Origin of the sequence: Arthrobacter sp. zg-Y750 (assembly GCF_020907365.1) — a bacterium.
In the GTDB taxonomy this organism is placed as follows: Bacteria; Actinomycetota; Actinomycetes; order Actinomycetales; family Micrococcaceae; genus Arthrobacter_B.
Genome location: NZ_JAJJOC010000024.1, coordinates 1 through 24,024 on the forward strand (window position 1 = coordinate 1; position 24,024 = coordinate 24,024).

The following is a 24,024-nucleotide window of genomic DNA, read 5'->3' on the forward strand; positions in this document are numbered from 1 at the left end:
GCCCCCCCCACCCCCCGCCACCCCACCCCCCCCCCCCCCCCCCCGCCCCCCGCCCCCCCCCCCCCCCCGCTTCCGGTTTCACTTATCCATCCGTGTTTTGATCCGCGGCTGGACCCCTACTGGGCCGTGACCCGCAGGTTGTCAAAGGCTGCCGTCACAGGGACGTTGGTGGTGCTCCCTGAGATGTAGCCCGTCAGGGCAACTGTTCCGGGCTGCTGCAGCCCGGCAGTGGTGTCCGTTGCCGTGACTGTCCATGCTGACGGCTCGGAGCCGCCGGCCGGCCAGACCTTAATACCGAGCGCGGTGGACCCCGACCCTACTGCCGAGAAACGAACAGCCAACTGGCTTCCCGCCGCGTACGTCAGCCCGGGTACGGTCTTGGTGGCCACCTTCGTGGAGGTTCCGCCGGCCACCCGGACCAGGTCCACGGTTACGGCCCCTGCCGCCGAAACCTTGACCACACCCTGGTATTCACCGGCGGCAGCCTTGCGGGCCGCAATGGTCAGAAACGCTCCGCCGCCGTTGGGTACCTTGTCCAGCGCAGTGTCCACCCTGACCACGGAATCCTGCTGCGCCAGGTTGAGCCGAGCGGTCAGGCCGAGTCCGGCCTTGTTCAGGGACATCTTTCCTGCCCCGTCGACCGACCACAGGCCGGCGGAGCCGGTATGCGTCCAGGCCCCGCCGGTGGCGGCTGTGCCCCACCCGCCGCTGCCGGTCCGTCCGAAGTCATCCGAGGCCCCTGCACCAGGCTGCGGCTGGGGCTCCGGTTCGGGCGCTGGCCCGCCGGGCGCCCCTACGGGCACGTTGACCCGAAGGATGTCACTCTTGACGGTGTTGCCCAACGGATCCGTGGCCACAATGCGGTAGCTGTGCTCCCCCGCTGCAAGCCCGGTGTTAGTGAAACTCAGGTTGGGCCGGTTGTAGAACCGCGAGGTTTGCGTAGTGGTGTACACGGGTGTGGGGTTGCTGTCCCGGATCACCTGATAGGTCAGGGACTCATTGTCCCGGTCCCAGTTGGACTTCCAGTCCACCTGGACTGTTCCTGCGGATTTATACGTCAGCGTGGGGTTGAACTTGGCTCCGCTGACCCGCGGGCCGTCGGCATTGGGGGCAACTTGCCGGACGGCGAACCGCACCAGCCCCTGCTGCGGTTTGTTGTTGACGTTGCGGAACTCGCCCGCCATGGTCACATACTGCTCGTTTCCGGCCACTGCCCACGGTCCCTGGCTCTGGCCGCTGGCTGTGCCGGTATCCAGGTCGGGGAACCAGTTGAGCATGCTCGGAGAGGCAATCCCGGTGAAGGACGGCCAGCCCTGCGTGTCCTTCGCCATAACCCCCGTGGCGGCTTTGCTGAACGCCACGGCCCGGTGCTCAACCCGCGGGTTTACTTCCGGGAATCCGCCGAAGTTCCGGCAGTCATGATTATGTCCGGCAACGTAGACGGCGGTGGAGGAGGCCCATACGCCGTAAGTGTCGCCGTGGCAGTCCTCCACCCACTGCAGGTTGCCGTCCCCCCACTTGCCGGAGAAGGATCCCTCGAGGTTACCGGTCCCGTTGGATGCCCGGTAGATGTAACCGGTGCCGTAGAAGTTCGTTCCGTCGGAGGAAAGCGAGAGGATGGCCGCATTGGTTCCGGAGTTGCGGACGGTGTTGTTCACGCCCAGGGACATGCTGGCGCCCGAAACCGCGTCCACCCGTCCCAAGCCGAAACCGGGGCGGGAGCTGCCGTTGAGCGTACTGAAGGCACCGCCGATGACCACTTGGCGGCCGTCGGGAGACACCACCAGCGCGTTAACCCGGTTGTCCGTCTTGGGATTCCAAGGCAGGAGTGCGCCGTCACCGGCGCGGAAGGCTGCCAGCCTGGAGCGGGAAACGGAGCCGACGTTACTGAAGATTCCACCCGCGTAAACCGTATCCCCGGCAGTGGCAATGGCACGGACCGTGCCTCCGACCTTCGGATTGAAGCTGGAGATCACGGAACCGTCGGCCGCGTTCAGCGCGACGATCCGTGAGCGGGCCGTGCCGTTCACCTGGGTGAATTCGCCGCCCACGTAGATCCGTGATCCGTCCGGGGACGCAGCAATGCTCAGCGCCTGCCCGTTCAGGTTCGCGGTAAACGGCAGGAGTTCTCCCGTCGAGAGCCGATACGCCAGGACATTGTTCCGGCTGACGGTCTGGCTTCCGGCGGCGGCACCTGCCGGGCGTGCCTTGCTGAACTTGCCGGCCACATACACGGTGTCGCCCACCACTACCTGTTGCCAGGCGACGCCGTCGAGCTGCGCGGTGGGCAGCGGATCTGAGGATACCGTTACCGGTGTTTTCGGGTCGGCGGGGTTGACCGGTGCAGTGTCCGCGCTGGCACCGCCGGCCAGTGCAGTGAGCGCCGTAACCGTCAGGGCGCAGGTTGCTGCGAGCGCCGCAAGCTGGCGCAGGCCGCGGCCGGCCTGCCTGGTTCGGGAGCCCGGAACGGTGCGTTCCGGGCCTGTGGTTTCCGTGCTTCTATGCACGGCTGCTTTCTTTCTGTTCATTACGGTGTCCATCCGTTGATGGGTGCCATGCACCCGGGAGCAGTTGAAGCTGGACCGGTCTCCGGCCCAAGACAGCGGCCGGCCCCGGCCGCGCAACGTCTTCTTCTCGCGTTCGTGGAACCACGGTCATGGTTGATAGGCGCCCTCGATCATCCGTATGTCTTCCTCCGTGTACAGACCCCGGATCCATTCGTCATTGCGCCCCTGGGACACGTTGACGGACAGTAAACGGGTGTCCTGGCTGCCCGGGATAACCGGGAAGTGTCGCGGCACCGGGGAAACCTGCCGCACGGGAACGCCGCCGCGCAGGGCCACCCAGTGCAGCCATATGTCGTCCGCGGTAGGGCTCAGATCGCGGAAGGACGCTCCGGCCGAAGCCAACCGGTCCAGCATGTGCGGCGGGTAGAGGACACCGGACACCCCAAGTGCCAGGCTGTCGCGCCGTTTGTCAGCCGTGCGGCTGGGCACCCAGGAACGGTACTGCCCGATTGCCCCGCCGGTGACCGTCATTCGGTTGGCCCAATGGCAGCTGACGACGTCGGGCGACGCCGCGTAGGAGCGGAGCAGGGCATGCAGCCAGTGCCTCGGATAAATGATGTCGTCATCGGCGGTGACCAGAGGCAGCGTGTGCTTGGGGGTGGAGGCAACGTATGGGTAGTACTTGGTGTGTGGTCCGTAGCCTTCGCTCAGCCGAAGTTCCAGTCCCCGTGCCTGCAGCCGGGCAAGTTCCGCCGGCGGTGATGCAGCAACCCGCGGGTCCTCGACCCAGAGCAGCAACCGGCGGGGGCGGACCGATCCCCGCCCGATGGACTCGATGGCCAGGTGCACGGTCTCCAGGCGGCGGCCGTAAGAGGTCAGCGATACGACTACGGGGGCGGTTCCGGTCACCGGGGCGCCGGAGCGTGCATTCCGCATAGCCAGCAGCGGAGTTTCAGTCCGGGCCCGAAGATGGCGTCCGGCGCGGCGGGTGCTGCGGACGATCCGGCGCAGAGCCGCGGCACGGGGTTCCCGTCCCGGGAACGGCTTCGAGGTCTGGTTCATGGCGCAGGGACCGCTCCGTGGAAGGCCGCCACCGAGGCATCCACCGAGTAGTTCAGGTAGACCGTGACGTCGTTCCGGCTCTCCTCCGGAATCAGGAAGACAAAAATCCCGGTAACCGTCTCACCCGGTTTGGCTTGGACCGGGAAGGCGGCCGTCGCGGGGCCGCTGAGCTCGGTGCAGGGCAGCCGGTCCGGTCCGGCTTCGACAGTGAGCACGGCGTTGCTGAGGTCAACCGGTTCGTTGCTGCCGTTGGCAACGCTGACAGTGAACCGGACCGACGGGCCGCCGATCTCGCCGATCCCGATGGCTTCACCCTCCACGGCTTCCATTGACGCCACCCGTATGTCCAGGCCCCCGGCCTCGCTGGATCCGCCGTCAATGGCCACGGGTTCGGCCACGGGCAGGTCTTGGGCAGCCAGCGATGGGTCTTCCGGTGCAACCGGTTCGGCACCGGGTGCCGGCTGGGTTGCTGCGGTGCCCGGGTCTGCCGTTCCTGCCGGGGCGGGCTCGGCGGCCGGCCCCGACTCGGCAGCCGTCGCGCGCGGTGTCTGGGTGGTTGCCTCGCGGGATGCGGCCACGGCGGGAACGCCGCCGTCATTGCGCACGGCGTTAGCCGCGAAGAAAACGCCCAGGACCACTGCGGCGGCAACTGCCACCGCGAGCACCACACGCCGTCGTCGGTGCCCGGACCCCTCCGGCCGGGAGGAACCGTGCGGGCCGCTGCCCGAATCCGAGCCGTTCATGAGCGTGCCTCCAGCCGGATCATGTCCAGGAACCATTTCGGTGCGGCGAGCGCCAGGTGCAGGAAGTTGAGGATAAAGACAGCGGTGTAGACGGGCACAAAAACCTCCGGCAGTGCGGTGAGCAGGAACAACAGGCAAAGGAAGCCGTAATCGGTGGGGATCAGTACAAGCGAACGGCGCAGGTTTCCCGTGCGCACAGCGGCGGCTTGCCCGGCCCTAAGCGCGTGGCCGGTTTTCAACTGGTCGTTCAGGATCATGGCGAAAAAGGACACATTGGCCACCACCGTGAATCCCAGGGGAACCAGCAGCCAGGCCTGCTCCGGGCCGCCGTCGAGCCTGAACGCCCAGAGTGCCACGGCCAGGTGCAGGCAGGAGAGCTTGATGCTGTCCAGGACGTGGTCCAGCCACTCCCCTGCCAGTGAGCTTCCGCCGCGCAGCCGTGCAACCTGCCCGTCCGCTGAATCGAAGGCGTAGCCCAGGACCAGGCAGAAGCAGATGCCGGCCGCGCTGAGCCAGGACGGTGCAGCCAGGGCCAGGATCAAGATGCCGCTGAAGGTGAACGCCGCGCTGACCGCACTCACGGCATTGGGCGTCATCCCCAGCAGGTGGCACGCGGCGGCCAGGTAGCGTCCGGCCCGGCGGTTGATAAAGAGCGAATACGCCGGGGCTCCCGGCGCGGCCCGTTTCTGGGCAGCCGCCAGGGAGTGCACGGTGGCTGCATATCCCGGGGTCCGGGGTGATGCCCGGTGCGCGGGAGCGGCGGGCGCGTGCGTTCTCTGCGTCACGATGCCGCCACCCCCCTCCGGCGGCGCCGGGAGGGCCGCGGGGGCCCTCCTTCCCCGGCAGCAAGTTCCTGCACCAGGCGTTCATATCCGCGGGATACTTCCGTCCAGTCGTAGCGTGCTGCTTCACGGGTGGACGCCAGGCCGCGTTCGGCTATGGCTGCGGGCGATTCCTCAGCGTCAAGCGCCAGTTTGGCTACGTCTTCGGCCGTCCGGAAGAACCGTCCGGCATCGCCCAGGACCTCGCGGTTGAAGCCGACGTCGAATGCATTGACCGCTGTGCCGGCACCCATGGCCCGCAGCAGGGACGGGTTGGTTCCGCCTACGGAATGCCCGTGCCAATAGACCCGGGCATTGGCGTACAGCTGGTCCAGCAGTTCCTGGTCCCATACACCGCCCAGGAAACGCACCCGGGAGTCGGCAGCGCGCCGGATGGCGGCGGTGTAGCGCTCGGAATAGGGTGCGCTGCCCACTACAACGAGCGGCAGCTCGGACCCGCTGTGCACATACCCCTCCACAATCAGGTGGACATGGTTTTCCGGTTCCATCCGGGCCACCACCAGCTGGTATTGGCCCGGCACAAGGTCCACCTCCGCCAGGCGCCGGCTGCCGGCGCCGCTGATCGCCGGAGCCCCGTACGTCAGCAGGGTGCTGTCAGCGCCGAACTTGTCCCTGTAGTAGTCCTGGATGCCTTGGGCGTCGGCGATCAGGGCATCGGAAAAGCGCACCGCCAGTGCCTCTGCGCCCCGGTAGTACCGCTGGCCCGCCGGCCCCCATTTGGCGCGCTTCCACTCCAACCCGTCCACATGCGTGGCCACCGGGATGCGTGCCGTGCGCAGCAGCGGCAGCCACGGTGAGTTGGCCGCGTTGAAGACTATGGCAGCATCGGGCCGGTGCCGCAGCAGGTGCAGCACGCTGAGGCCGGTGTGCGTCAGGGTCTCCAAGGTGCGCCGGTGGAGTGCCGGCAGATACACCAGCTCCATCCCCAGGTACTCGGTTTCGGACGTGTCGGTCTGGCTGTCGGTACGGCAGTAGACCGTAACCTCGTGCCCGCGTGCCGCAAGGCGTTGTCCCACCTGCTCCACGCAGGTCTCGAATCCGCCGTAGCGGGCCGGCACCCCGCGGGTCCCCACCATTGCGATGCGCAGGCCGGGCTGCACCTGCCGGGCCGGCCCCCTCACAGCCGCCCCCCGGCTGCGGCATCCAGGATTTCCAGGCTCCGGCGCAGCCGGGTACTGGACGTTTGGACTGTGTAGGGGAAGTACACGACTTCCACGCCGACGGCGGCAAAGGACTCCTCCAGTGCCGTTCCGGCCGGGGTACCCCGCCAGTCATCGCCCTTGAAAAAAACATTGAAGCGCAGTTGCTGCCAGGTATCCATTTTGTCCGGCAGGACCTCCGCGACAGCCCGGTCCACACACTGCAGTCCCCGGACAATCTCGAGGCGCTCCGTCAGCGGAATGACCGGAGGCCGGCCCTTGCGGGCCTCGCAGAGTTCATCGGAAACCACTCCGGCTATGAGGTAGTCGCACTGGCTCCTGGCATGGCGGAGGATGTTGAGGTGGCCTATGTGGAACAGGTCGAAAGCGCCTGCGGCGTAGCCTATGCGGATGGCCATGGTTGCCGCCTTCCCAGAGTGGATGAAGTGGATGGAGGGGACTGAGCTCCCGGGGGCCATCAGTAGGACCCCAGAGGTTTGAACATCTGGACAACCGTGCGCCAGAGGATGATCAGGTCGCCGGTGAGTGACCAGTTCTCCACGTAGTACAGGTCCAGCCGGACACTGTCCCGCCAGCTGAGGTTGGACCGGCCGTTGGTTTGCCACATGCCCGTGATCCCCGGCTTGATGTAGAGGCGGCGGTGGACACGGTTGCGGTAGCCATCCACTTCCCGCTGCAGCGGCGGACGCGGTCCCACCAGGGACATATCCCCGATCAGGACGTTCCAGAACTGCGGCAGTTCATCGAGGGAGTAGCGGCGCATCCACGCCCCCACCCGGGTGATCCGCGGATCGTTGCGGATCTTGAACATCAGCCCAGCGCCCTCGTTGCGGTCCAGCAGGCCGACCAAGTCGTCTTCAGCCGTTTCAACCATGGAACGGAACTTCAGCATGAGGAATTTTTTGCCGCCCCGTCCTACCCGTTCCTGGCGGAACAGCGCCGGTCCGGGGCTGTCCCGCTTGACGAGCAGCCCGAGCACGACCATCAACGGAAGCAGGATGATCAGTGCCGCCGCGGAGAGGACAATGTCGAAAACCCGTTTGAGTGCGTGCCTGGCACCGGAGTACTGGGGCAGTTCCACATGCATCAGCGGCAGGCCCTCCACCGGCCGGGAATGGATCCGGGGCCCGGCAACGCTGGTCAGCCCGGTTGTCAGGATCAGCTCCGTTGCCGATTCCTCCAGTTCCCAGCCCAATTCCTGGACATACTGTCCGCCGCCCTTGGTTGGTCCGGCAACTATGACGGCGTCTGCCCCCACCCTTGCCACCGCCCCAACTACGGAGTCCTCGTCCGAAACCACGGGCAGCACCGCACCGTCCACCTGGAAAAAGCTGCGGGGTTTCCCGCTCAGGGCCACGCCCACCACCTTGTAGGCGGACTTCCCGCTGATCTGGTGCACTACGTACCGCACGTCCCGCGGCCGTCCCAGCACCACGACCTTCGACAGATAGTATCCCTGGCGCCTCCTGCGGCTGAGCCACCTTCTCAGGAGCCACCGGGTGCAGATCAGTCCCACGGCACCGACCGGGAAGACCAGGCCGAAGTATCCCCGGGCCACGTCCACCTGGAACACCACAGCGGCGAAGGCAAGGCTGCCGACCAGCATGACGGTGGCGTTCACTACCCGTTTGTACTCGTCCGTGCCGATACCCGTGATTCGGGCATCGCGGCTGCGGTACACGTGCAGGGCCAGCATCCAGGCCAAGCCGATAAGGAGCGAGACCATGAGGTCCCCGGCATAAAAGGGTCCGATCCGGACCGCCGGGGTTTGCCCGCCGAATTGCCAGAGGTGTCCTGCCAGGACCGAGGCCGCCACCACGAGGGCGTCGGAGGCTGCAAGGATACGGCAGTACCGCCGGCTCCAGGCCACTGCTGCGCTTCGCCTGTGGCCGTCCCGGCCGAACACACCCTGGGTGGTAAAGCTGGGGAAAGTGAAGGTGGGTGCGTGGAGAACTTCAGTCCCGGATTCCTGTACTGCCGTCATCTTCCGTCCCCCAAGAACAACCCGCAATTAAGACCTTTGAAATACTGGATTGGCCTCAGCCTAGGAGCGCCAAATGCGGCAGACACGAGTACCTCATACCCGGCCCGGCACGTCTGACGCCGTTGTTTTGGGTCTCACTACTCAGCTTGGGGAGACGAAACTCTTAGACGATGGAAGTATGTATTAACAGCCGAAACAGCAGCCCCACCGGGCACGGTTCCGTCAGGACGGAAAAGGCTGGTGGCGGAGGCACTTCCTACAGCAGCGAACTGCTGCGGTGCCCGGGCTCAAGCGCCCGGTAGGCGGACTCCAGATCCGCCCGGCGGCTAATCCCGAGCTTCACGTAGATGCGGTAGACGTGCCCCTCCACGGTGCGCTGGGAGAGGGTGAAGTGGGCGGCAATGTCCTTGCTGGTTGCCCCGGAGAGCAGCAGTTCCACAATCTCGTGTTCCCGCCGTGTCAGTCGGACCAGGTGCAGGGACGGGCTCAGATATGAGACGGTGACGCCTGCCAGTTCTTCCCTGCGCCGGCGCAGCTGCTGGATCAGGGCACGCTGGCGCCGGAGATTGCCGTGGTTTCCGTAGAAACGGATGGCATGGCCAATGCTCTCCACTGCCACGAGGTATTTCTGCGCGCGGATGGCATCTTCGGCCGCAGCCACCATGCGGTCCGGGTTGCCCGAGGCGACGGCTACGGCGTACGCATGCAGGGCTTCCGCCTCGCCGCCTTCAAAGTCGGCGGTCAGTTCGGCAAGGCGTCCCGCCTGGGCAAGATCGCCCACCGCCAGGCACAGCTCCAGGATGTCCTTTTCGGTGCTGCGCAAGCCTGCTTCCCGTGCCTGCGCAGCGAGCACCGCAAGGTGCCCGGAAGTAGGACCCTCCGTGGATTGGGACGCTTCGGCTGCCGCCGCGTAAGCCTGCGCGGTCAGCCAAAGGTGCACCGGCCCCCGGTAGCGGGACCCTTCGACCTGGGCGGCGAAGCCCGCTGCCGGAGTGCCGTCGGCAACTACGGTGGATGCGTAGCCGGCCAGGCCCAGGGCATAGGGAAGCAGCAGCTCCGGGTCCCTGTCCCGCAGCGCTTCCACGGCAGGCCGCAACCGGCGCAGCCCTTCGTGCAGCCGACCCCGGTGGATTTCAAGGGCCGCTTCAAAAACTCCCAGGGTCCCGCCCAAGCTGATCAGCAGGTGCTGCGGACCAGCGTGCATCCTGGCCAGGAGCTGGTCCAACTGGGCATAACGCCCGGAGTGAAGCAGGGACTGTGCCTGCCGCACGAAAACGAAACCGGAATAGCTCTGCAGTTTACCGTCGGCGGAGTTGAGCAGATTCGCTGCGGACAGGGCGTGTTTCAGGGCGGCACCCACTTCGCCGCACGCGGCCAGAACTTCAGCGTAAAGACCGTGGGCTACCAGCAGCCGTTCTCCGTCCGCGTGGCTGCGGGCTGGAGACTCCTCCTTGACCAGTTCCGCAAGCTGCGTCCGGGCCCGGCTGAAGTCTCCTTCCATCACCAGCGCCGCGACACGCAGGACTTCCGTAGCCGCACGCACCTGTGCGGGCACTGAGCCACCTGCACTTTGCCGCGAAGCTACTTCCGCGGCAGCTGCCAACCACCGGTCGGCCATCAGGGGAAGTTCCGTGCTCCGGCCGCTGGTCTGGCGCAGCAGCAGCGCACCGGTGAAGGAAGCCCGGTGCAGGCTGTCCTGGTCCCATCCCGTGCCGCTGCCTTCCCGGATGCCTTCTGCCAGGTCCTCCAGCCTGGCACGTGCCCAGGAGTAGCTGCCTTGCTGGGCACAGGCGACAGCAAGTTCCACCTCGGCTGCGGTTCGGAACGGCAAAGCATGAACCGCTGCGGCGAAGCGCTGCCCGCGGACGGGGTCGCCGGCACCGTTGGCCATCCGCGCGGCTGACAGCAGTTCTTCCGCCCCCAGGCGTTCACCGCAGTCCAACGCCCACTCGGTGCGGCGGAGGACGGCGCCGGTCTCGTGGTCCGGTTCGGGTCCTGACACCGGGGTGTAGCGGGCGAGCACCCGTGCGCGGATCTCCGCGCTGCGTGCCACCGGCACCAAGCTGCGGATGATCTCTGCGTGCAGGGGCTGCACCAGATGCGCCGACTCGTCACGGTCGGGAAGAATCTCCAGGAGTCCGTCGATCACCAGCGAGCGCACCGCCTCGTCGTCGGCCACCGCCGAGACCACCGCACGCGGCAACCGGCCTGCCAGAGCCACCGTCTCAAGCACATTCCGTTCTGCCGGGGTCCGTGCCGCAAGCATTCCTTTGACCAGGTCCACCAGCGAGGTGTCGACGCAGTCCGGTTCCTGGGTGAGGAACCAGGCCCCGTTGGCCTCCACCAGCCGGCGCTGCCGCTGTGCGCGGCCAAGCAGTTCCTTGACATAGAGCGGGTTGCCCCCGGACATGCGGCTGAGCAGCGTGGAGGAGGCTTGCAGGAGGGGGCCGCCGAGGACGCTGACGCAGAACTCATGGACCGCCTGCCGGGACAACGGTCCCAGGTCGATCCGGGCCAGCAGGCCGTCACGGGCGAGCGACAGCAGCTCATGGATGCGGGGAGCCCGCGCCCGGGAAATCACCATCAAACGCAGTTCACCGGACATGGCCAGCTGGGTCAGCAGGTGGGCACTGGCCTCGTCAATATGCTGGGCGTTGTCCACGACCAGCAGGCTCTGCATGCCGCTGGTCTCAGTCAGCCGCTGGAAATGCGCCCGTACGGTCCTCAGCACTGACAGCGGGGATTCCATCTCCGCCGCCGTGGCCGATCCCAGATAGGTGGACAGGATGCCGTACTGCATGGTGGACAGCACGGGGCTGCCGCAGACGTAGTAGGGCGCCATGATTGAGGCGAGCCGGTCCGCTGCCTGTTCGGCCAGGGAAGACTTTCCGATGCCCTCGGCACCGAGAATGAGAACCCCGCGCAGGCCCGGGTCCAGCAGCCGGCTGGTTACTTCGGCTAGTTCGCGTTCGCGGCCAAACAGCTGCCGGTCGTGCCCCCATAGTGTCATTTCTTTGCCCCTGACTGTTCCGCGATGGTCCGTGCCAGTTCCCGCCTGCTGCCCACATGGAGTTTCGAGTACACCTGATACAGGTGCCCTTCCACCGTCCGGACGGATATGCCCAGTTCCTCGGCGATTTTCTTGTTGCTGGTGCCGGCCGCGGCCTTCCGCGCAATCGAGCGTTCCCGGGCGGTGAGCGCGCCGAGGAATTCGTCGGCCGCCTCGGCGGCCGGATCCGGGGCTGCCACCCGGCGGCTGCGGTGGATGAAACGGACGGTCGCCCGGTCCCCGGCGCCGGAGGCGATACCCAGCGCATGTTCGGAAATTTCCCGGGCCAGCATCACGTGCCCGGAACCGGATGCTATTTCCGAGGCCCGCAGGAGCAGTTGCGCGTCGGCGTTGCCCAAACCCTTGGCGTAGCTTTCACAAAGGGAGGCAAAGTCCCCTTGCTGGTTGGCGGCAACGGCCAGAACGTCGTCCAGGCTTTCAGCATCCCCCAGCCGCATGGCGGTGATTCGGGCCAGCAGCTCGTAGGCGTAGGCACCACGGCGGTGGTCCTGGGCCGCGAGGGAGGAAAACCGGGTGCTGCCCGTTTCCGCTCCCAGCGCAGCCTCGGCCAGGGCGGCGAAGTGGCGGGCTCCCCGGCGTACGGCCCAGGGGCCGCCGTCGGCTGCAGCACGCTGCATCTGCAGGTACTGGCGCGCGGTTTCCGTATGGCCTTCCACCGCGTGGCAATACGCTGCGGCTGCTGCGGCGAGCGGCAGGAATGCTGCCGGTCCGGTGACGGCAAGCTGGTTGACCGTGGCCGTTAGCGCCGGGAGCGCGGCGTCCGGCCGTCCGGCGAAGGCATGCAGCAAACCTTCTGCCAATTCCGTGTAGCTGCCTTCCATACCGGCTGCGGCCGATCTGGCCAGCAGCCGCCCGCATGCCGGGAGGGCGCCCGTCAGCAGATACGTGTGCAGCAGCCGGCCCACCACCCTGGCCCGCGTCCCCGGGCTGATCTGCGCATTTTCCAGCAGCTTTTCCACCTTCCCGGCCAGTTCGACGGCGTCGTCCTGCCGGTTGGTCATCCCCCACGCTTCGCAGCGGAATGCTGCCCGTTGGATACCGAATTCCGGATCCGCGCCCGTGTCCTGCCGGTCGAGCTCGGCCAGGTAGGCGATGTTTTCCTGGAACCGTCCGTGGGCGGAGTGGCATTCCGCCCGGGCTGCGGCGAGTTCACGCCTCAACTCGGCAGTACCGGCAAGGTGCTGGTCGAGTCCCGCCGCTTCCTGCTCTGCCTGGGCGAACATGTCGGTGTGGCGCATCCTGGCGGGTTCGGCGGGGGCATCCGTTGAGCGCGGGTCCCGCAGGCCGGTGGCCTCAATGCACAGCACCCTGCTTTCGGCCAGCAGGAGGCGGACGCGTTCTTCCCGGGAGGGCACCTGCTCACCGCCCCTGAACCGGGCGAGGACCCCCAAAGCTGCACCGTATTCGCCCTGCGCCGTCCTCGCACGGGCCAATTCGACGACGGCGCCGGCGCTGTCACCGGATCCGGCCGCCGCGGTGAGCAGCCGGATTGCCGTTGCGGGGTCCTGTGCCGCAGTGGCCCTGCGTGCTGCGCGTACCGCCAGCTCCGTTGCGGGGATTTCGCCGATGTCCTCAAGCCAGCGTGCAAGCACTACGGGATCAAGGACAAAACCTTCCAGGGAGTTCAGCGAGGGGCCGAGCTCCTCAAAAAGCAACCGCTTCCGCGAAGTGCTCAGCCCGGCCCGGATGGAGCGCTCCAGCACAGGGTTGCTCACCAGCACATCGGGAACAGGGCGGGCATCAAGGCTGACCAGCCGGCGTTCCTGGAGCTCGTCAAGTTCAGTACTGTCCAGCTGTCCCAGCGCCACCGGCAGCGGCAGCGACCCCGCCATGGCCAGCAGCTGCAGCAGCTGTGTCTGTGCAGCGCTCAGTCCGGTGAGGACACCCAGGACCGCGGCGGCAACCCGGCCGCCCCGGATTTCCTCCCCATCGGCGAGTATCCAGGTGCCGTTGTGATGCCTAAGTGCTCCGGCGTCCTCGAAATCGTGCCGGGCCAGTGCCAGCAGGTGGGGATTGCCGCCGGCGTAACCGCACAGCGCTGCCGCGGCCGCCCGGGAAACGGCCCCGCCCAGTAATGAGGCCAGGTAGGCGGCGGCTTCCTGCACGTCCAGAGGTTCCAGGTCAACGCGGGCCAGAATGCCGTCGCGCCACAGCCCCGTGAACTCGCCCGGAGCGGAGCTGAAGTCGCGGAAGGCCACAAGCATTCCGGCGCTGCGGTTCAGCACCATCTGGGTCAGGACCATGGCGGAGAATTCATCCAGGTCCTCGGCGTTGTCCACGGCGAGCAGCACGGGCCGGCCACCGGAACGTTCCCGGACCAGCTGGGTCAGGCCGCGCAGGATCATGACAGGGTGGGTGGACAGTTCCGGTTCCAGGTCCGAGAGCAGGAACGTCAGGGCACCGAACGGGGTCCGGCCGGCGAATTCGGAACCGCGGACCTGGACAACGTACATTTCATCCTGCAGGTGCCGGAGCACGTGCTGCATCACGGCTGTCTTCCCGATGCCGGTGTCTCCCACCAGAACGCAGCCCGTGCCCTGGGCGGTCCCGGAGAGTGCTTTCAGGATTTCCTCCAGCACCGCGGTCCTGCCGACGACGGCGGGCGGGGGCTGGAGGCCGGAACCCGGGTCGGGAGGCGGGCCCTGGACAGGTCCGGTGTGAAGGCGGGTGGAGGTCGGCTGATCATCATGAGGCTGCACTTTGAGACCCGTTCCTGTCGATTCAGGTTCTGCTGTCCAGTAGTTGAAGCCCGGCGTCCGCCGTAGGGGCCGAACACCTGCGCCACTGTTGCGCACCAGAGTAGGAACACGCCTGCAGCGGTACACGAGTAGCGTCCCCTAGTTGCCTTACGTGGTTACTTGGAAATGCGGCCGCATAAAGGTGTCGGCCTACGTGTTCGCGCTCTTCGCACCACCTGTATGGGCAGAAACGGGAGGATAGCGGCCCGGCGTTAGGCTTCCGCGCGTTCCGTCTCCAGGCATTCACGCAGTTCAGCCCGTCCCGAAACGCGGAGTTTCGAGAAGATGCGGCCCAAGTGCCAGTCCACGGTGCGGGGTGAGAGATGCAGCCGTGCGGCCAGGTCCGAGCTGCTCTCCCCCGCTGCGGCTCCCACCGCGAGGGCGCGCTCAAAATCCGACAGCTCCGGCAGCCGATCTGAAACGGAGTTGGCTGCCAGCAGCATCCTGAAGCTCGCGTTTTCGATCCGCCGCGCAGTGCGAAGCACCGTGCGGTCGGCGTGCGCCCGGGCCAGGCGCACCGCCCGGCCCGCCGCTTCATGGGCCAGGAGGTAGTGGCCAAGGCTGTAGGCAGTCCGGGCCGCACGGAGCATACCGAGGCGGTCTGAATCGGCGAGCCCGGCGGCCAGGTCCGAATACATGGCAGCAGCAGCGCCGTTGCACGCGGATGCCGCTGCCCTCAACTCCTCAACCGCGCCGGGGGTTCCTTGAAACGCTGAAACGGCCAGTACCAGCAACTGCAACGCGGATTGGCCGGCAGCCGCCGTGCTGCCGGTATTCACCGTTTCACCGCTGCCTTCTTGAACGCTGCCTTCTTCAACACTGCCGGTATCAACGCTCTCCGGCCCGAAGAACCCGTCCGGAACACCTCGTACGGTGCACAGCCGGCCCAAGGCACCGGCGAGGCCCTCGGCTGAGTCCCTTTGCCAGGTGTCCCGGAGGTCGGGTTCCCGTGCATCTGCTGCCTGTTGTTCCGCCGGTGGCTGGGACGCCGCCAGGTAGGCCCGTGCAGCTTCGGCGTCGTCAAGCAGGACACAGGCGTAGGCCGCGGCCGCGCTCGCCAGCGGGATTATGTCCTGCGTCCTGTTTTCCTCGAGCTGGGCAAGGGAACGCTGCAGATAATCGAGGGCCCTGTCCGCCCTTCCCCCGAGCACCTGCACGACCCCCGCACACAAATCATTGCCGCCGGGCAGCTCAACGCCCTCCGTACCCGCCTCGGTCCGGGCCAGCACGTCCGCTGCCAGCCGCAGCTCGCCGCACCGCAGGAACACGCAAAACAATTCCGAAAGCAGGTCCCTGCGCCGGACGCTGTCCTCAAGGAGCAGGTCCAGGCCTGCCCGGGCCGCTTCGGTAGCCTCAGCCCAGCGGCCGCTGCGGGACAGTTCCACGGCTTCCCGGACCGCGTTCCGGGCCGCTGCCTCTTCGGGAAAAGCGTTTGGCCCGCCGCGAATCCGGCAGGTTGCCTCGGCGACGGCCACCCGGGACCGGATCTCTTTGGCCCGCCCGTGCGGCACCAGCGCTGCTGCAGCTCCAGCGAGCAGCGGGTCCTTCAGACGCAGCGTCCGGACCGGGCCCGAGTCCGCAGCAGCCAGAAGCATGTCTTCCAACCGCTCCACGGCAGCCGGATCGGCAACGTCCAGGATCACGGGCGCGGGCAGCCCGCCGGAAACCGCCAGTACATCCACGGCATACCTTTCGGCCGGGGAAAGGCCGCGGATTTCCGTTTCCACCCGTTCGGCCAGGGCACCCGCGTAGGACACGGCTCCGGTCCAGACCCAGGTACCCCTGCGGCGGCGCACCGTCGCGGCCTGCACTTGTTCCTGGAAGAACAACGTGGCCAGCAGCGGATTCCCCCGGGTCCGTTGCTGGACTTCCGCCACCAAGCGGCTGGATACCGGGCCGGCGGACAAGTCTTCCAGCAAGGTCCGCGTCCCGGCCGTTGGCAGCGGGCACAGGTCTTCCTTGTGGACGGAGCCGTCTGCCGACCAGCGTACAAACTCCTCCGGGCACGCGGAGAAGTCCCTGACTGTTGCCAGCATGAGGGTGTATCCGGCACGGCAGAGCTGGAGGAGGACGGCAGTGGTGGACACGTCCAGGTCCTCTGCGTTCTCGATTGCCAGTACCAGGCGCCGTCCCCCGGCTTTTTCCGCCAACACTCCGCGGACGAACTGCAGGACAAACACCGGATTGGACAACGCCTCGGGCGGAAGCTCGCTGAGCAGCCAGAACAGACCGCCGAACGGTTTCCCTGACCAGGCAGCGGCCCCCCGCAGGCGCAGCACGGAAAATTCCCCGCCCAGTGCGCCAAGGATGTGGGCCATCACAGTGGATTTACCGGTTCCGTCAGCGCCGGAAATGACCACGCTCATGCCTTGATTGAGCGCATCCAGTGCGGAGGCTGCACTGCTTTGCACCTGTGCCAGGGGCGGCGGCTGGAGGTGATGTGCCGGTGCGGACAGGGGGTTTTGGTCGCTAGGGCGGGCCAGGCCTGGGCCGGCAACATCCATCGAATGGCTCCATCTGTCCACCGGGTTGCATGCACCAGTGCGCTCAGAATATCGGGTGCTGTCTACCAGCTAGGGGGAAGGAGCCGGCGGCGGCTGGGGGGACGCCCCGGTCTCAGAGGGCATCGACGCCGCCGGCTCCGTTTGTGGGACCCGAAGTCCGGGTACGGCTGCACGGGGCCCTGCGGTTATCCTCCACAACCCCCGTCGGAGAAAACCTTCAGAGCCTCGAATTGCACCGCTGCACCCTCGAACCTCAAGTAACGCTCATAACGCTACGAACCCCGGAAACGCTTTGCCCGAGTAAAACCTACTGGTGTTTGGTGGGCAAACTACTCGCCGCGCGGCGGCGGCTTCCAGCCCGCGGCGGGGTTGCGCAAGGACGGGAACCTGGCTTTGAGCTCATCGCGCCGGCTGATCCCCAGTTTTTCGTACGTACGGTATATGTGCCCTTCCACGGTCCGCACGGAGAGATCCAGCTGGCCGGCTATCTCTGCGTTGCGGTAGCCAGCGGCAACCAGTTCGGCAACATCGTGTTCCCTGCGGGTCAACCCGGGCAGGGAGGAATGTCCGTTCCCACCCTGTTTTCCGACCAGCCGCTGGATGCGGTTCAGAACCGCACGGTCAGAACCTTTCCGTGCCAGCCGCAGCGCTTCGAGCGTGCACTGCCGGGCCAGCAGCAGGTCCATTTCAGGTTCCCGGCTGGTCGCCAGCGCCGCCAGTGCGTTAACGTCCTGGTCCAGAACGGCACGGGCGACTCGGTTAACCACCGGCGCCTGCGGTCCCTCGAAACCTTCGGTAATCTTCAGCAGCCGGCCTGCGTCGGAAAAGTCGCCCAGCCGCATGGCGAGGTGGCGCAGGGTGAATTCAATGGCGGTGAAGGAGGACTCCCGAGCGGCGGCGGCCTGCGCCCGCAGGCTCCGGGCGGCAGCGTCGTCCGAGTCCTTGGCCAGTTTTGCTGCGCTGAGGATGCCGGCGGCGAGTACCTGGTACTGCCGGGGACCGTGCGACTGCACCTGTTCAGCCGCTTGCTGCAACCTGCCCGCCTGTTCGCGCTGGCCCAGGCTGGCTGCGGCAAAGGAGCCAAGTCCAAGCGCGAGGGCAAGCACGCCTTCGGGATCGTTAGCTGCCTCTGCTTCCTCGACCGCCGCCGCAAAATGCCGTGCGGCGTCTTCCATGGCGCTGGAGCGCAGGCTGCACAGTCCCAGCGCGAAATCAGCCATCCCGCCGGAATGCAGCAGCGACCGCTGCGCCGCGGAGCCGGCGGTCCCCACGCACCGATGCACCTCTTCCCACTGCCCAAGCCAGACCAGGATGGTGAGGTGCCGGTGCAGTACAAACGGGTAATAAGGAAGCAAGCCGGAGCCTTCCCGCTGCAGCAGCGCCATGGCCGCACTGCTGTGGGTCAAGGCTGTTGCAGCGCGGCCAGTAGCCACCAGCACCTCCGCCAGGAGGGCTTCGGCGAAGAGTACGGCCTCGGCATCCTCCGCGGCCCGAGCCCGCAAGTCCACGAGTTCGGACTCGGCCCGGACATATTCCCCCTCCCGGACCGCTTCCAACACCAGGAGCATTTCCGGACCGCCGCGGGCCCGCGCCACAGCCCCTGGCGGCTCCACCGCCGATAAACGTGCGATCGCCTGGCGCCACGCAACGGAAAGCGGCCGCACCCATGCGTTATCCCCGCCTGTCCGCATGGCCAGCTGGGCATGCACCACTACCGCTTGCTTGGCTGTGCGCAGGTCCGGCGCTTCCTCGAGGGTGCCCTTAGCTGCGGCTGCGGCAGCTTCATATTCACCCAGCTGCAGAAGTGCCCGCGCTTCCTGCAACCGGGCCGGGACCAGGGTGCCGCCGTCGGGCACGGCAGATGCTGCCCGAAGGGCGAGCCGCGGGTCGGACCGGTTATTCGCTGCTTCGGCCGCACGCAGCAACCCGGCCGCAGGGACTTCGGTTCCCAGGGACAGGGACCAAGCCACCCAGCGCAGCAGGCTTTCCTCCCCGGTTCCCGGCACCTGGCCGTCGAGCTTCCCCAGCAGGCGCGCACTGCGTGCTGCCGGGACCAGTTTCCGTATTGCTTCCCCGTAGATCGGGTGCAGGGGACGCAGCGACTGCGCGTTCCCCGCATCCCCGCATACCTGGATCAACAGAGCTGCGGCCAACCGGTCTATGGAGCGGTGCATGCCCAACCGGAAGGCTGCCGCCAGGTCGAACGGTTCCGCAAGGCAGATCGTTTCCAGCGCCGAGCGGTCCTCCGGGTCCAGTGCCCTCAGCCGGCCCTTGACCAAGTCCGTCACACGGCCACCCACCGGCACTTCGGCCTCGGACACCACCCAGATACCGTGCCGCTGGACCAGGAAACCACTCCGGATCGCCTCCTCGATCAAGGCGAGGAGGTACACGGGGTTACCGCCGGTGAGCCGGGACAGCTCAACGGATGCAGTGGTGGCAACCTGCCCCGGAAGTTCCTGCTCACACAGCGTGTGGACCTCATCCTCGGTGAGGGGAAGCAACCGGTGGCGGGTGAGCTGGCCGTCCCACATGTGCGGCAGGGTCCCGGCAACGTCTGCGAAAGTGCGGGTAAGGACCAGCAGCCTGATCTGTGCGGCGTCGAGCAGTTGGGACAGCAGGTCAAGGGTCGGCTGGTCCATCTCGTGGGCGTCGTCCACTATGAGCAGGGGGGCGGCCGGGCTGCCGGCCGGTTCTGCGGCGTGCTCGCCAATACCCAGTTTGCCCATGATTGCGCGCATCACGGCCAGCGCCGATCCTGTTTGCTCCGGAGCAATGTCGGGTAAAAGCGCCGCCAGGGCTCCGTAGGGCACCGCGGTCAACGCGGGGCTGGCGTACACCCAGTGCACGGGCATAGCGGTTTCCAGTTCTTGGGCGGCGGCCGCCGCCACAGCGGTCTTGCCCAGGCCCGCTTCGGCTGCAATGACCGCCCCGTGGCCGCCGGGGCGGCGAAGGCTTTCAAGCACGCCGGAAAGGACATCGTCCCTGCCCGCCAGTGCCCGCGGGTTCGACCCGATCATGCGATATCCCCCGTTCCTAGGCCAGTACCTCGGCCAGCTCCGCGCGTCCGGAGACGTGGAGCTTCGCAAAAATCTTTCCCAGGTGCCACTCGATGGTGCGAGGCGACAGGTTCAGTTCCCGGGCTATTTGCGAGGTGGTGGCCATCGTAACGGCACGATGCGCAAGATCTGCTTCAAATTCACTTAATTCGGCCAGCGTTTCTGCCCGCCCGCCGATGTGCTTCATCCGCCGCAGGCTCAGGTTCACCAAGCCCCGGGCCGTCCTGGCCAGTCCGCGTTCATCTCCTCCCGGGGCGGCAGCCAGCAGCTCCGAGGCGGCGCTGGCCGCGTCCCGGCACAGCAGGTGCTGGCCCAGGGCGGTAAAGCCCCTTGCCGCGTCAACCAGCAATGCCGGGTCATCCTTGAGCAGGCCGGCTGCGTACAGCGACAACGATTCCGCGAACCTGCCCTGCGAGCTGTCGGCCGTTTCCAGCATTTGCCCGGCTGCGGCCTTGTCTTTTGCCCGGACTGCTGCTGACAGGAACAGCAGCGCGGGCGCGGCGCACCCTGTGTCCAGGGCCGAAACCGCCGCTTCGCGCAGCAACCGGCAGCGGCTATCCGGGTCCGGTTCTTCCGCCAGGATCGCGAAGTACTTCCTCTGGAACCCCCGGAAATACGGTTCCCGGAACCGGGTTGTCCCGGCATTGAGCGGTGTGCCTGCCGCCGCCCGGCCCTGCTGGACACGGACGTAGCCCGCGAGGATGCGGGCCAGTGGGAGCATCTCCTGCGGATCGTGGACTTCCAATTGTCCGATACCGCCGGTGAGCGCCTCCCGCGCAGCGCCGTCCTGCCCCTGCCATACCGCGAGCACCGATACAGCCAGCTCGCCTGCGCTGCCCTGATAGGACGGCCGGACGCCGGTGTCGTCGAAGAGCTTTACGAACTCCGCGCCGCGCTCGAGTTCTCCGGCGAGGATGTACGTGTCGAATACCCTGGTACATATTTCCTCCACATTTCCGGCGCCCCCGCTGCCTGCACCCGGCGCGTAGTCAGCAGGCCTGCCCATAGCGGCCAGGGCGGCCATCGCGTCGCTGCCCCGGCCTGCCAGGGCAAGCGCGTTGGCGTGCAGGGCACGGGCATGGGTGCGGATGCCGTGGCTCAACCGCAGGTCACGGGTCAGCGATGCCAAGCCGTCCGGCACGGCCGATACGTTTCCGCTGTCAAGTACCAGTGCGCTGCGGGCAATAACCAGCGCCGCAGCAGCTTCAGGCCCGTCGCCCTGAGGCGGTCCGGAGATTTGGACGCCGGCCAGTACGGCATCCGGATCTGGCGCGTTAAACCGCGCCAGTGCATAGGCGTACTCCGTCATCAGCGGCACGTAGCTGTCCCTGTCCCCGGGGTCCGGCCGGTGCTCCCCGACTGCACGGACCACCCCCTCAAAGTCCCCCGTGGCCCGGAGCGCTCGGACTTCTTCGAGGACCAACCCCTGTGTCCGTTCACCGGCCGCCGTTCGGGACAGCAGCAGTGCCGTGGCCGGGTCGCTCCGCCCGTTTGCTGCTGCAGCCGCCGCCTGCAGGACGGCGGCCGGGCCGGGAGATCCCCCACAGGAGATGGCCCAACCCACAAAGGCAACCAGTTCCGGCGGAGCCAAGCTGCCCTGGTCCACCAAAACGGACACGTCATCCCACAGCTCCCGCCGCCGCCCGGGAAGCATGGTCGCTGCGATGACTGTGCCCACACTTCCGCCGGCAAACCGCACAGCGGCCCCGGCGTCTTCGACCCGGATCAGCTGGCGCTCCTCGAGGGAATCGACAACGCCGGCGGGCACCAGTTCGAGGACGGTGGGCAGGGGAAGGCTGCGTGCAAGGGCCAGGACCTCCACGAGCCGGCGTTCCTGCGGGGCCAGCCGGTCCAGCATCGCGTCCACCACTTCTCCCACGTCCCCGGTGCGGACAAAGGAACCCGTCCTGACCCATACGGGACCCCGGCGCACCAAGGTCCCGGAGCGGACCTGTGCTTCGGTCATGAGCCGGATGAAACGGGGGCTGCCCTCTGTTTCGTGCCACATGGTACCGGCGGCAAGGGAGGAGACGGCGCCACCGAGGATCTGCTGCATCAGCTGACGGGTCTGCCGCTCGGACAATGGCTCCAGGGCTATCCTTGCCAACAGTCCTTCGCTCCACAGGTCCATCAATTCGAACCCTGACTCCCAATGTGCGGATGCCGCTGCGACCACCGCTACGCTGCCGCGGCGGAGCAGTTGCGCAAGCACCATGCTTGAGAAGCGGTCCAGCCGGTCTGCATTGTCCACGGCAAGGAGTATCCGCCGGCCGCCCGAGCCCGCTGCCAGGGATGAGTCCAGCTCGCGGAGCAGCTGCAACGGGCTGCTGACCGCTGCTTCGGGAAGCCCGCCGATCAGAAACGCCAATGCGCCGTAGGGGGTATGCGAGGAAATCGGAGTTCCCCTGACGTACAGGGTGTGGAAGTCTTCCCTCAGCCGCTCAGAAACCGCTTGGAGGACAGCAGTCTTACCGAAACCCGCCCCGCCCAGGACCAGTGCTCCGCGGCCTTCGACCACCGCCGTGCATATTGCGTCGAGGGCGTCGGCACGGCCAACCAGATCGTCAACAGCCGACGCATTCTTCATCGCTCAAGCCACGCCCCCCAAAAACGCACGCAGTACCCGGACCATGGTCCCCAATACTGCAGCTGTCGGTAGCTACTGGTCAGTAGAGGCGAGCATACGCGCGGCCCTCCACCCCGTCCAGTACATACAAAGACATGAACCAGGGAAGGTCCGCGAGGCGCTTATTCCATGGCGACAGGGCGGCGCGAGGTGTACCCTGCCCAGGCCCATACCGGCAGGGCCGTGGCCGTGAGGAAAAGCCACATGTAAAAGGGACCGACGCCGGGATGGGGGTGGCCCAGTCTCGGAGGCCTCCCGACGTCGGCCCCGTATTGGGAGCCCTTAAGGCTGCTTCCATTTTAGGCCCGGCACCGGAAGCGAAACAATGGTTCGGGCCGGTCCGGGGCGCTGGAAAACTACCCCAATCCCAGGACGCTGCTACCTAGGGCCGCCATGGGAAGGAACCCTTAGGAAACAGCGCCGTGGAACTTCTGCTGGGCTGCGAGAAGCCCGTCAGCCAGGAGCATTTCCACCGCATCAGCGGCGTCTCCCACCAGGAACGGCAGTTCCTTGGCTTCGGCGCCGGAGAAGTCCTTCAGCACGTAGTCCGCGGTATCCATCCGGCCCGGCGGTCGCCCGACGCCTACGCGTACCCGCAGGTAGTCCTTGGTGCCCAGGGCCCGGCTAATGTCCCGCAGGCCGTTGTGTCCGCCCTCGCCTCCGCCGAGCTTGAGCTTGACGGTATTGAAGGGGATGTCGATTTCGTCATGGACGGCGACTACATGTCCGGGATCAATGTCGTAGAACCGGGCCAGGGCGGACACCGGTCCGCCGGACAGATTCATATAGGTCAGTGGCTTGGCCAAGACCACCCGGGGGCCGCCCAGGCTGATCCTGCCCTCCAGGACAGCGGCTCGGGTTTTATGGGACTTGAACTTCCCGCCCATGCGCGACGCGAGTTCATCCACGACCATGTTGCCGATATTGTGCCGGTTACGGCTGTAGCCGGGCCCGGGGTTCCCGAGCCCGGCTACAAGCCAGGTGTTGCTGTTCACTGCGGGTACTGCTCCTTCACTGAGAACCGGACGGCTCCGTTACGGGGAGCAGGCCCCGGAAGTGGGTTACGCTTCGGCGCCGACTTCAGCGGCTGCAATGGCAACCTCTTCGTCAGACGGGGTGCCCAGGTCCTGGACGGTGGACTCGGAAACGTTGATGACCATGGTTTCGGGATCCAGCAGCAGCTCGACGCCGGCCGGCAGCTCCAGGTCCTTGGCGTAGATGTGCTCGCCGGCGGTGCGGCCTTCAATGTTGACCACGATGGTCTCCGGCAGCGAGGTGGCATCTGCGGCAACCAGGACCGTGTTGGCTTCCTGGTTGTATACAGCGGTGCCCGGAGCCAGTTCGCCTTCAACGTGGACGTTGACCTCTACCTCGACCTTTTCGCCCTTGCGGACGGTCAGCAGGTCGATGTGCTCGATGATCTGCTTGATCGGGTCGCGCTGGATATCCTTGGCCAGGGCCAGGTGGGACTCGCCGTCGACGTCGATCTCCAGCAGGGCGTTGGAGGTGCGGACAGCCAGCGTGGTGGCCTTGGCCGGCAGCAGGATGTGCATGACATCGGCACCGTGTCCGTAAATGACTGCGGGGATCTGGCCGGCGGCGCGGGCCTTGCGGGCTGCACCCTTGCCGAAATCGGTGCGGGTGGTTCCTGCGAGCTTCTGCTCAGACATTGCTAACTCCTGTAAGTGGTGTTCCGTGGGTGCCGTGTCGGCTTTCCATGGGCGTAGGC

14 protein-coding genes are annotated in these 24,024 nt (G+C 66.8%); all 14 read right to left on the reverse strand.

What is annotated here, in order from left to right; all coding sequences use genetic code 11:
• Window positions 1-116 precede the first annotated feature (116 nt).
• Complete coding sequence (locus LOC57_RS15315; protein ID WP_227914138.1) at window positions 117-2,528, reverse strand: delta-60 repeat domain-containing protein; 2,412 nt, start codon at window positions 2,526-2,528, stop codon at window positions 117-119.
• Window positions 2,529-2,654: 126 nt separating this feature from the next.
• Complete coding sequence (locus LOC57_RS15320) at window positions 2,655-3,569, reverse strand: hypothetical protein (RefSeq protein ID WP_227914137.1); 915 nt, start codon at window positions 3,567-3,569, stop codon at window positions 2,655-2,657.
• Window positions 3,566-4,312, reverse strand: a complete 747-nt coding sequence (locus LOC57_RS15325) for a hypothetical protein (RefSeq protein ID WP_227914136.1) — start codon at window positions 4,310-4,312, stop codon at window positions 3,566-3,568. Before LOC57_RS15325 ends, LOC57_RS15320 begins: the two co-directional genes overlap by 4 nt.
• Window positions 4,309-5,097, reverse strand: coding sequence for a CDP-alcohol phosphatidyltransferase family protein (locus tag LOC57_RS15330; RefSeq protein ID WP_227914135.1), 789 nt, complete (start codon window positions 5,095-5,097; stop codon window positions 4,309-4,311). The genes LOC57_RS15325 and LOC57_RS15330 overlap by 4 nt, the downstream gene beginning before the upstream one ends.
• Entirely contained in the window at window positions 5,094-6,275 is a 1,182-nt protein-coding gene (locus LOC57_RS15335; protein WP_442860195.1) for a DUF1972 domain-containing protein, read from the reverse strand. The genes LOC57_RS15330 and LOC57_RS15335 overlap by 4 nt, the downstream gene beginning before the upstream one ends.
• Window positions 6,272-6,712, reverse strand: coding sequence for an adenylyltransferase/cytidyltransferase family protein (locus tag LOC57_RS15340; protein WP_227914134.1), 441 nt, complete (start codon window positions 6,710-6,712; stop codon window positions 6,272-6,274). Before LOC57_RS15340 ends, LOC57_RS15335 begins: the two co-directional genes overlap by 4 nt.
• 59 nt (window positions 6,713-6,771) lie before the next feature.
• Window positions 6,772-8,298 (reverse strand): sugar transferase, encoded by a 1,527-nt coding sequence (locus LOC57_RS15345; protein ID WP_227914133.1) that lies wholly within the window; start codon window positions 8,296-8,298, stop codon window positions 6,772-6,774.
• 256 nt (window positions 8,299-8,554) lie between these two features.
• The gene (locus LOC57_RS15350; protein WP_227914132.1) at window positions 8,555-11,308 is read right to left on the reverse strand and encodes a helix-turn-helix transcriptional regulator; all 2,754 of its coding nucleotides are present in this window, start codon (window positions 11,306-11,308) and stop codon (window positions 8,555-8,557) included.
• Window positions 11,305-14,193, reverse strand: coding sequence for a LuxR family transcriptional regulator (locus tag LOC57_RS15355; RefSeq protein ID WP_331460681.1), 2,889 nt, complete (start codon window positions 14,191-14,193; stop codon window positions 11,305-11,307). Before LOC57_RS15355 ends, LOC57_RS15350 begins: the two co-directional genes overlap by 4 nt.
• Window positions 14,194-14,318: 125 nt before the next feature.
• Entirely contained in the window at window positions 14,319-16,472 is a 2,154-nt protein-coding gene (locus tag LOC57_RS15360) for a helix-turn-helix transcriptional regulator (protein ID WP_229960772.1), read from the reverse strand.
• 467 nt (window positions 16,473-16,939) lie between these two features.
• Window positions 16,940-19,630, reverse strand: coding sequence for a helix-turn-helix domain-containing protein (locus LOC57_RS15365; protein ID WP_229960775.1), 2,691 nt, complete (start codon window positions 19,628-19,630; stop codon window positions 16,940-16,942).
• A 16-nt stretch (window positions 19,631-19,646) separates the two neighbouring features.
• Window positions 19,647-22,256, reverse strand: a complete 2,610-nt coding sequence (locus LOC57_RS15370; protein ID WP_229960777.1) for a helix-turn-helix transcriptional regulator — start codon at window positions 22,254-22,256, stop codon at window positions 19,647-19,649.
• Window positions 22,257-22,702: 446 nt separating this feature from the next.
• Window positions 22,703-23,290: an aminoacyl-tRNA hydrolase gene (gene pth / locus LOC57_RS15375; protein WP_227914127.1), complete on the reverse strand. Its 588-nt coding sequence runs from the start codon at window positions 23,288-23,290 to the stop codon at window positions 22,703-22,705.
• A 66-nt stretch (window positions 23,291-23,356) separates the two neighbouring features.
• Window positions 23,357-23,965, reverse strand: coding sequence for a 50S ribosomal protein L25/general stress protein Ctc (locus LOC57_RS15380; protein ID WP_227914126.1), 609 nt, complete (start codon window positions 23,963-23,965; stop codon window positions 23,357-23,359).
• Window positions 23,966-24,024 lie beyond the last annotated feature (59 nt).

Excerpts from the sequence above, each read along its gene's own strand:
- LOC57_RS15320 (WP_227914137.1), bottom strand. The coding sequence starts at position 3,569 with ATGAACCAGACCTCGAAGCCGTTCCCGGGACGGGAACCCCGTGCCGCG.
- LOC57_RS15350 (WP_227914132.1), bottom strand. The coding sequence starts at position 11,308 with ATGACACTATGGGGGCACGACCGGCAGCTGTTTGGCCGCGAACGCGAA.
- LOC57_RS15380 (WP_227914126.1), bottom strand. The coding sequence starts at position 23,965 with ATGTCTGAGCAGAAGCTCGCAGGAACCACCCGCACCGATTTCGGCAAG.
- LOC57_RS15345 (WP_227914133.1), bottom strand. The coding sequence starts at position 8,298 with ATGACGGCAGTACAGGAATCCGGGACTGAAGTTCTCCACGCACCCACC.
- LOC57_RS15315 (WP_227914138.1), bottom strand. The coding sequence starts at position 2,528 with ATGAACAGAAAGAAAGCAGCCGTGCATAGAAGCACGGAAACCACAGGC.
- LOC57_RS15360 (WP_229960772.1), bottom strand. The coding sequence starts at position 16,472 with ATGAGCGTGGTCATTTCCGGCGCTGACGGAACCGGTAAATCCACTGTG.
- LOC57_RS15370 (WP_229960777.1), bottom strand. The coding sequence starts at position 22,256 with ATGAAGAATGCGTCGGCTGTTGACGATCTGGTTGGCCGTGCCGACGCC.
- LOC57_RS15365 (WP_229960775.1), bottom strand. The coding sequence starts at position 19,630 with ATGATCGGGTCGAACCCGCGGGCACTGGCGGGCAGGGACGATGTCCTT.
- LOC57_RS15325 (WP_227914136.1), bottom strand. The coding sequence starts at position 4,312 with ATGAACGGCTCGGATTCGGGCAGCGGCCCGCACGGTTCCTCCCGGCCG.
- LOC57_RS15340 (WP_227914134.1), bottom strand. The coding sequence starts at position 6,712 with ATGGCCATCCGCATAGGCTACGCCGCAGGCGCTTTCGACCTGTTCCAC.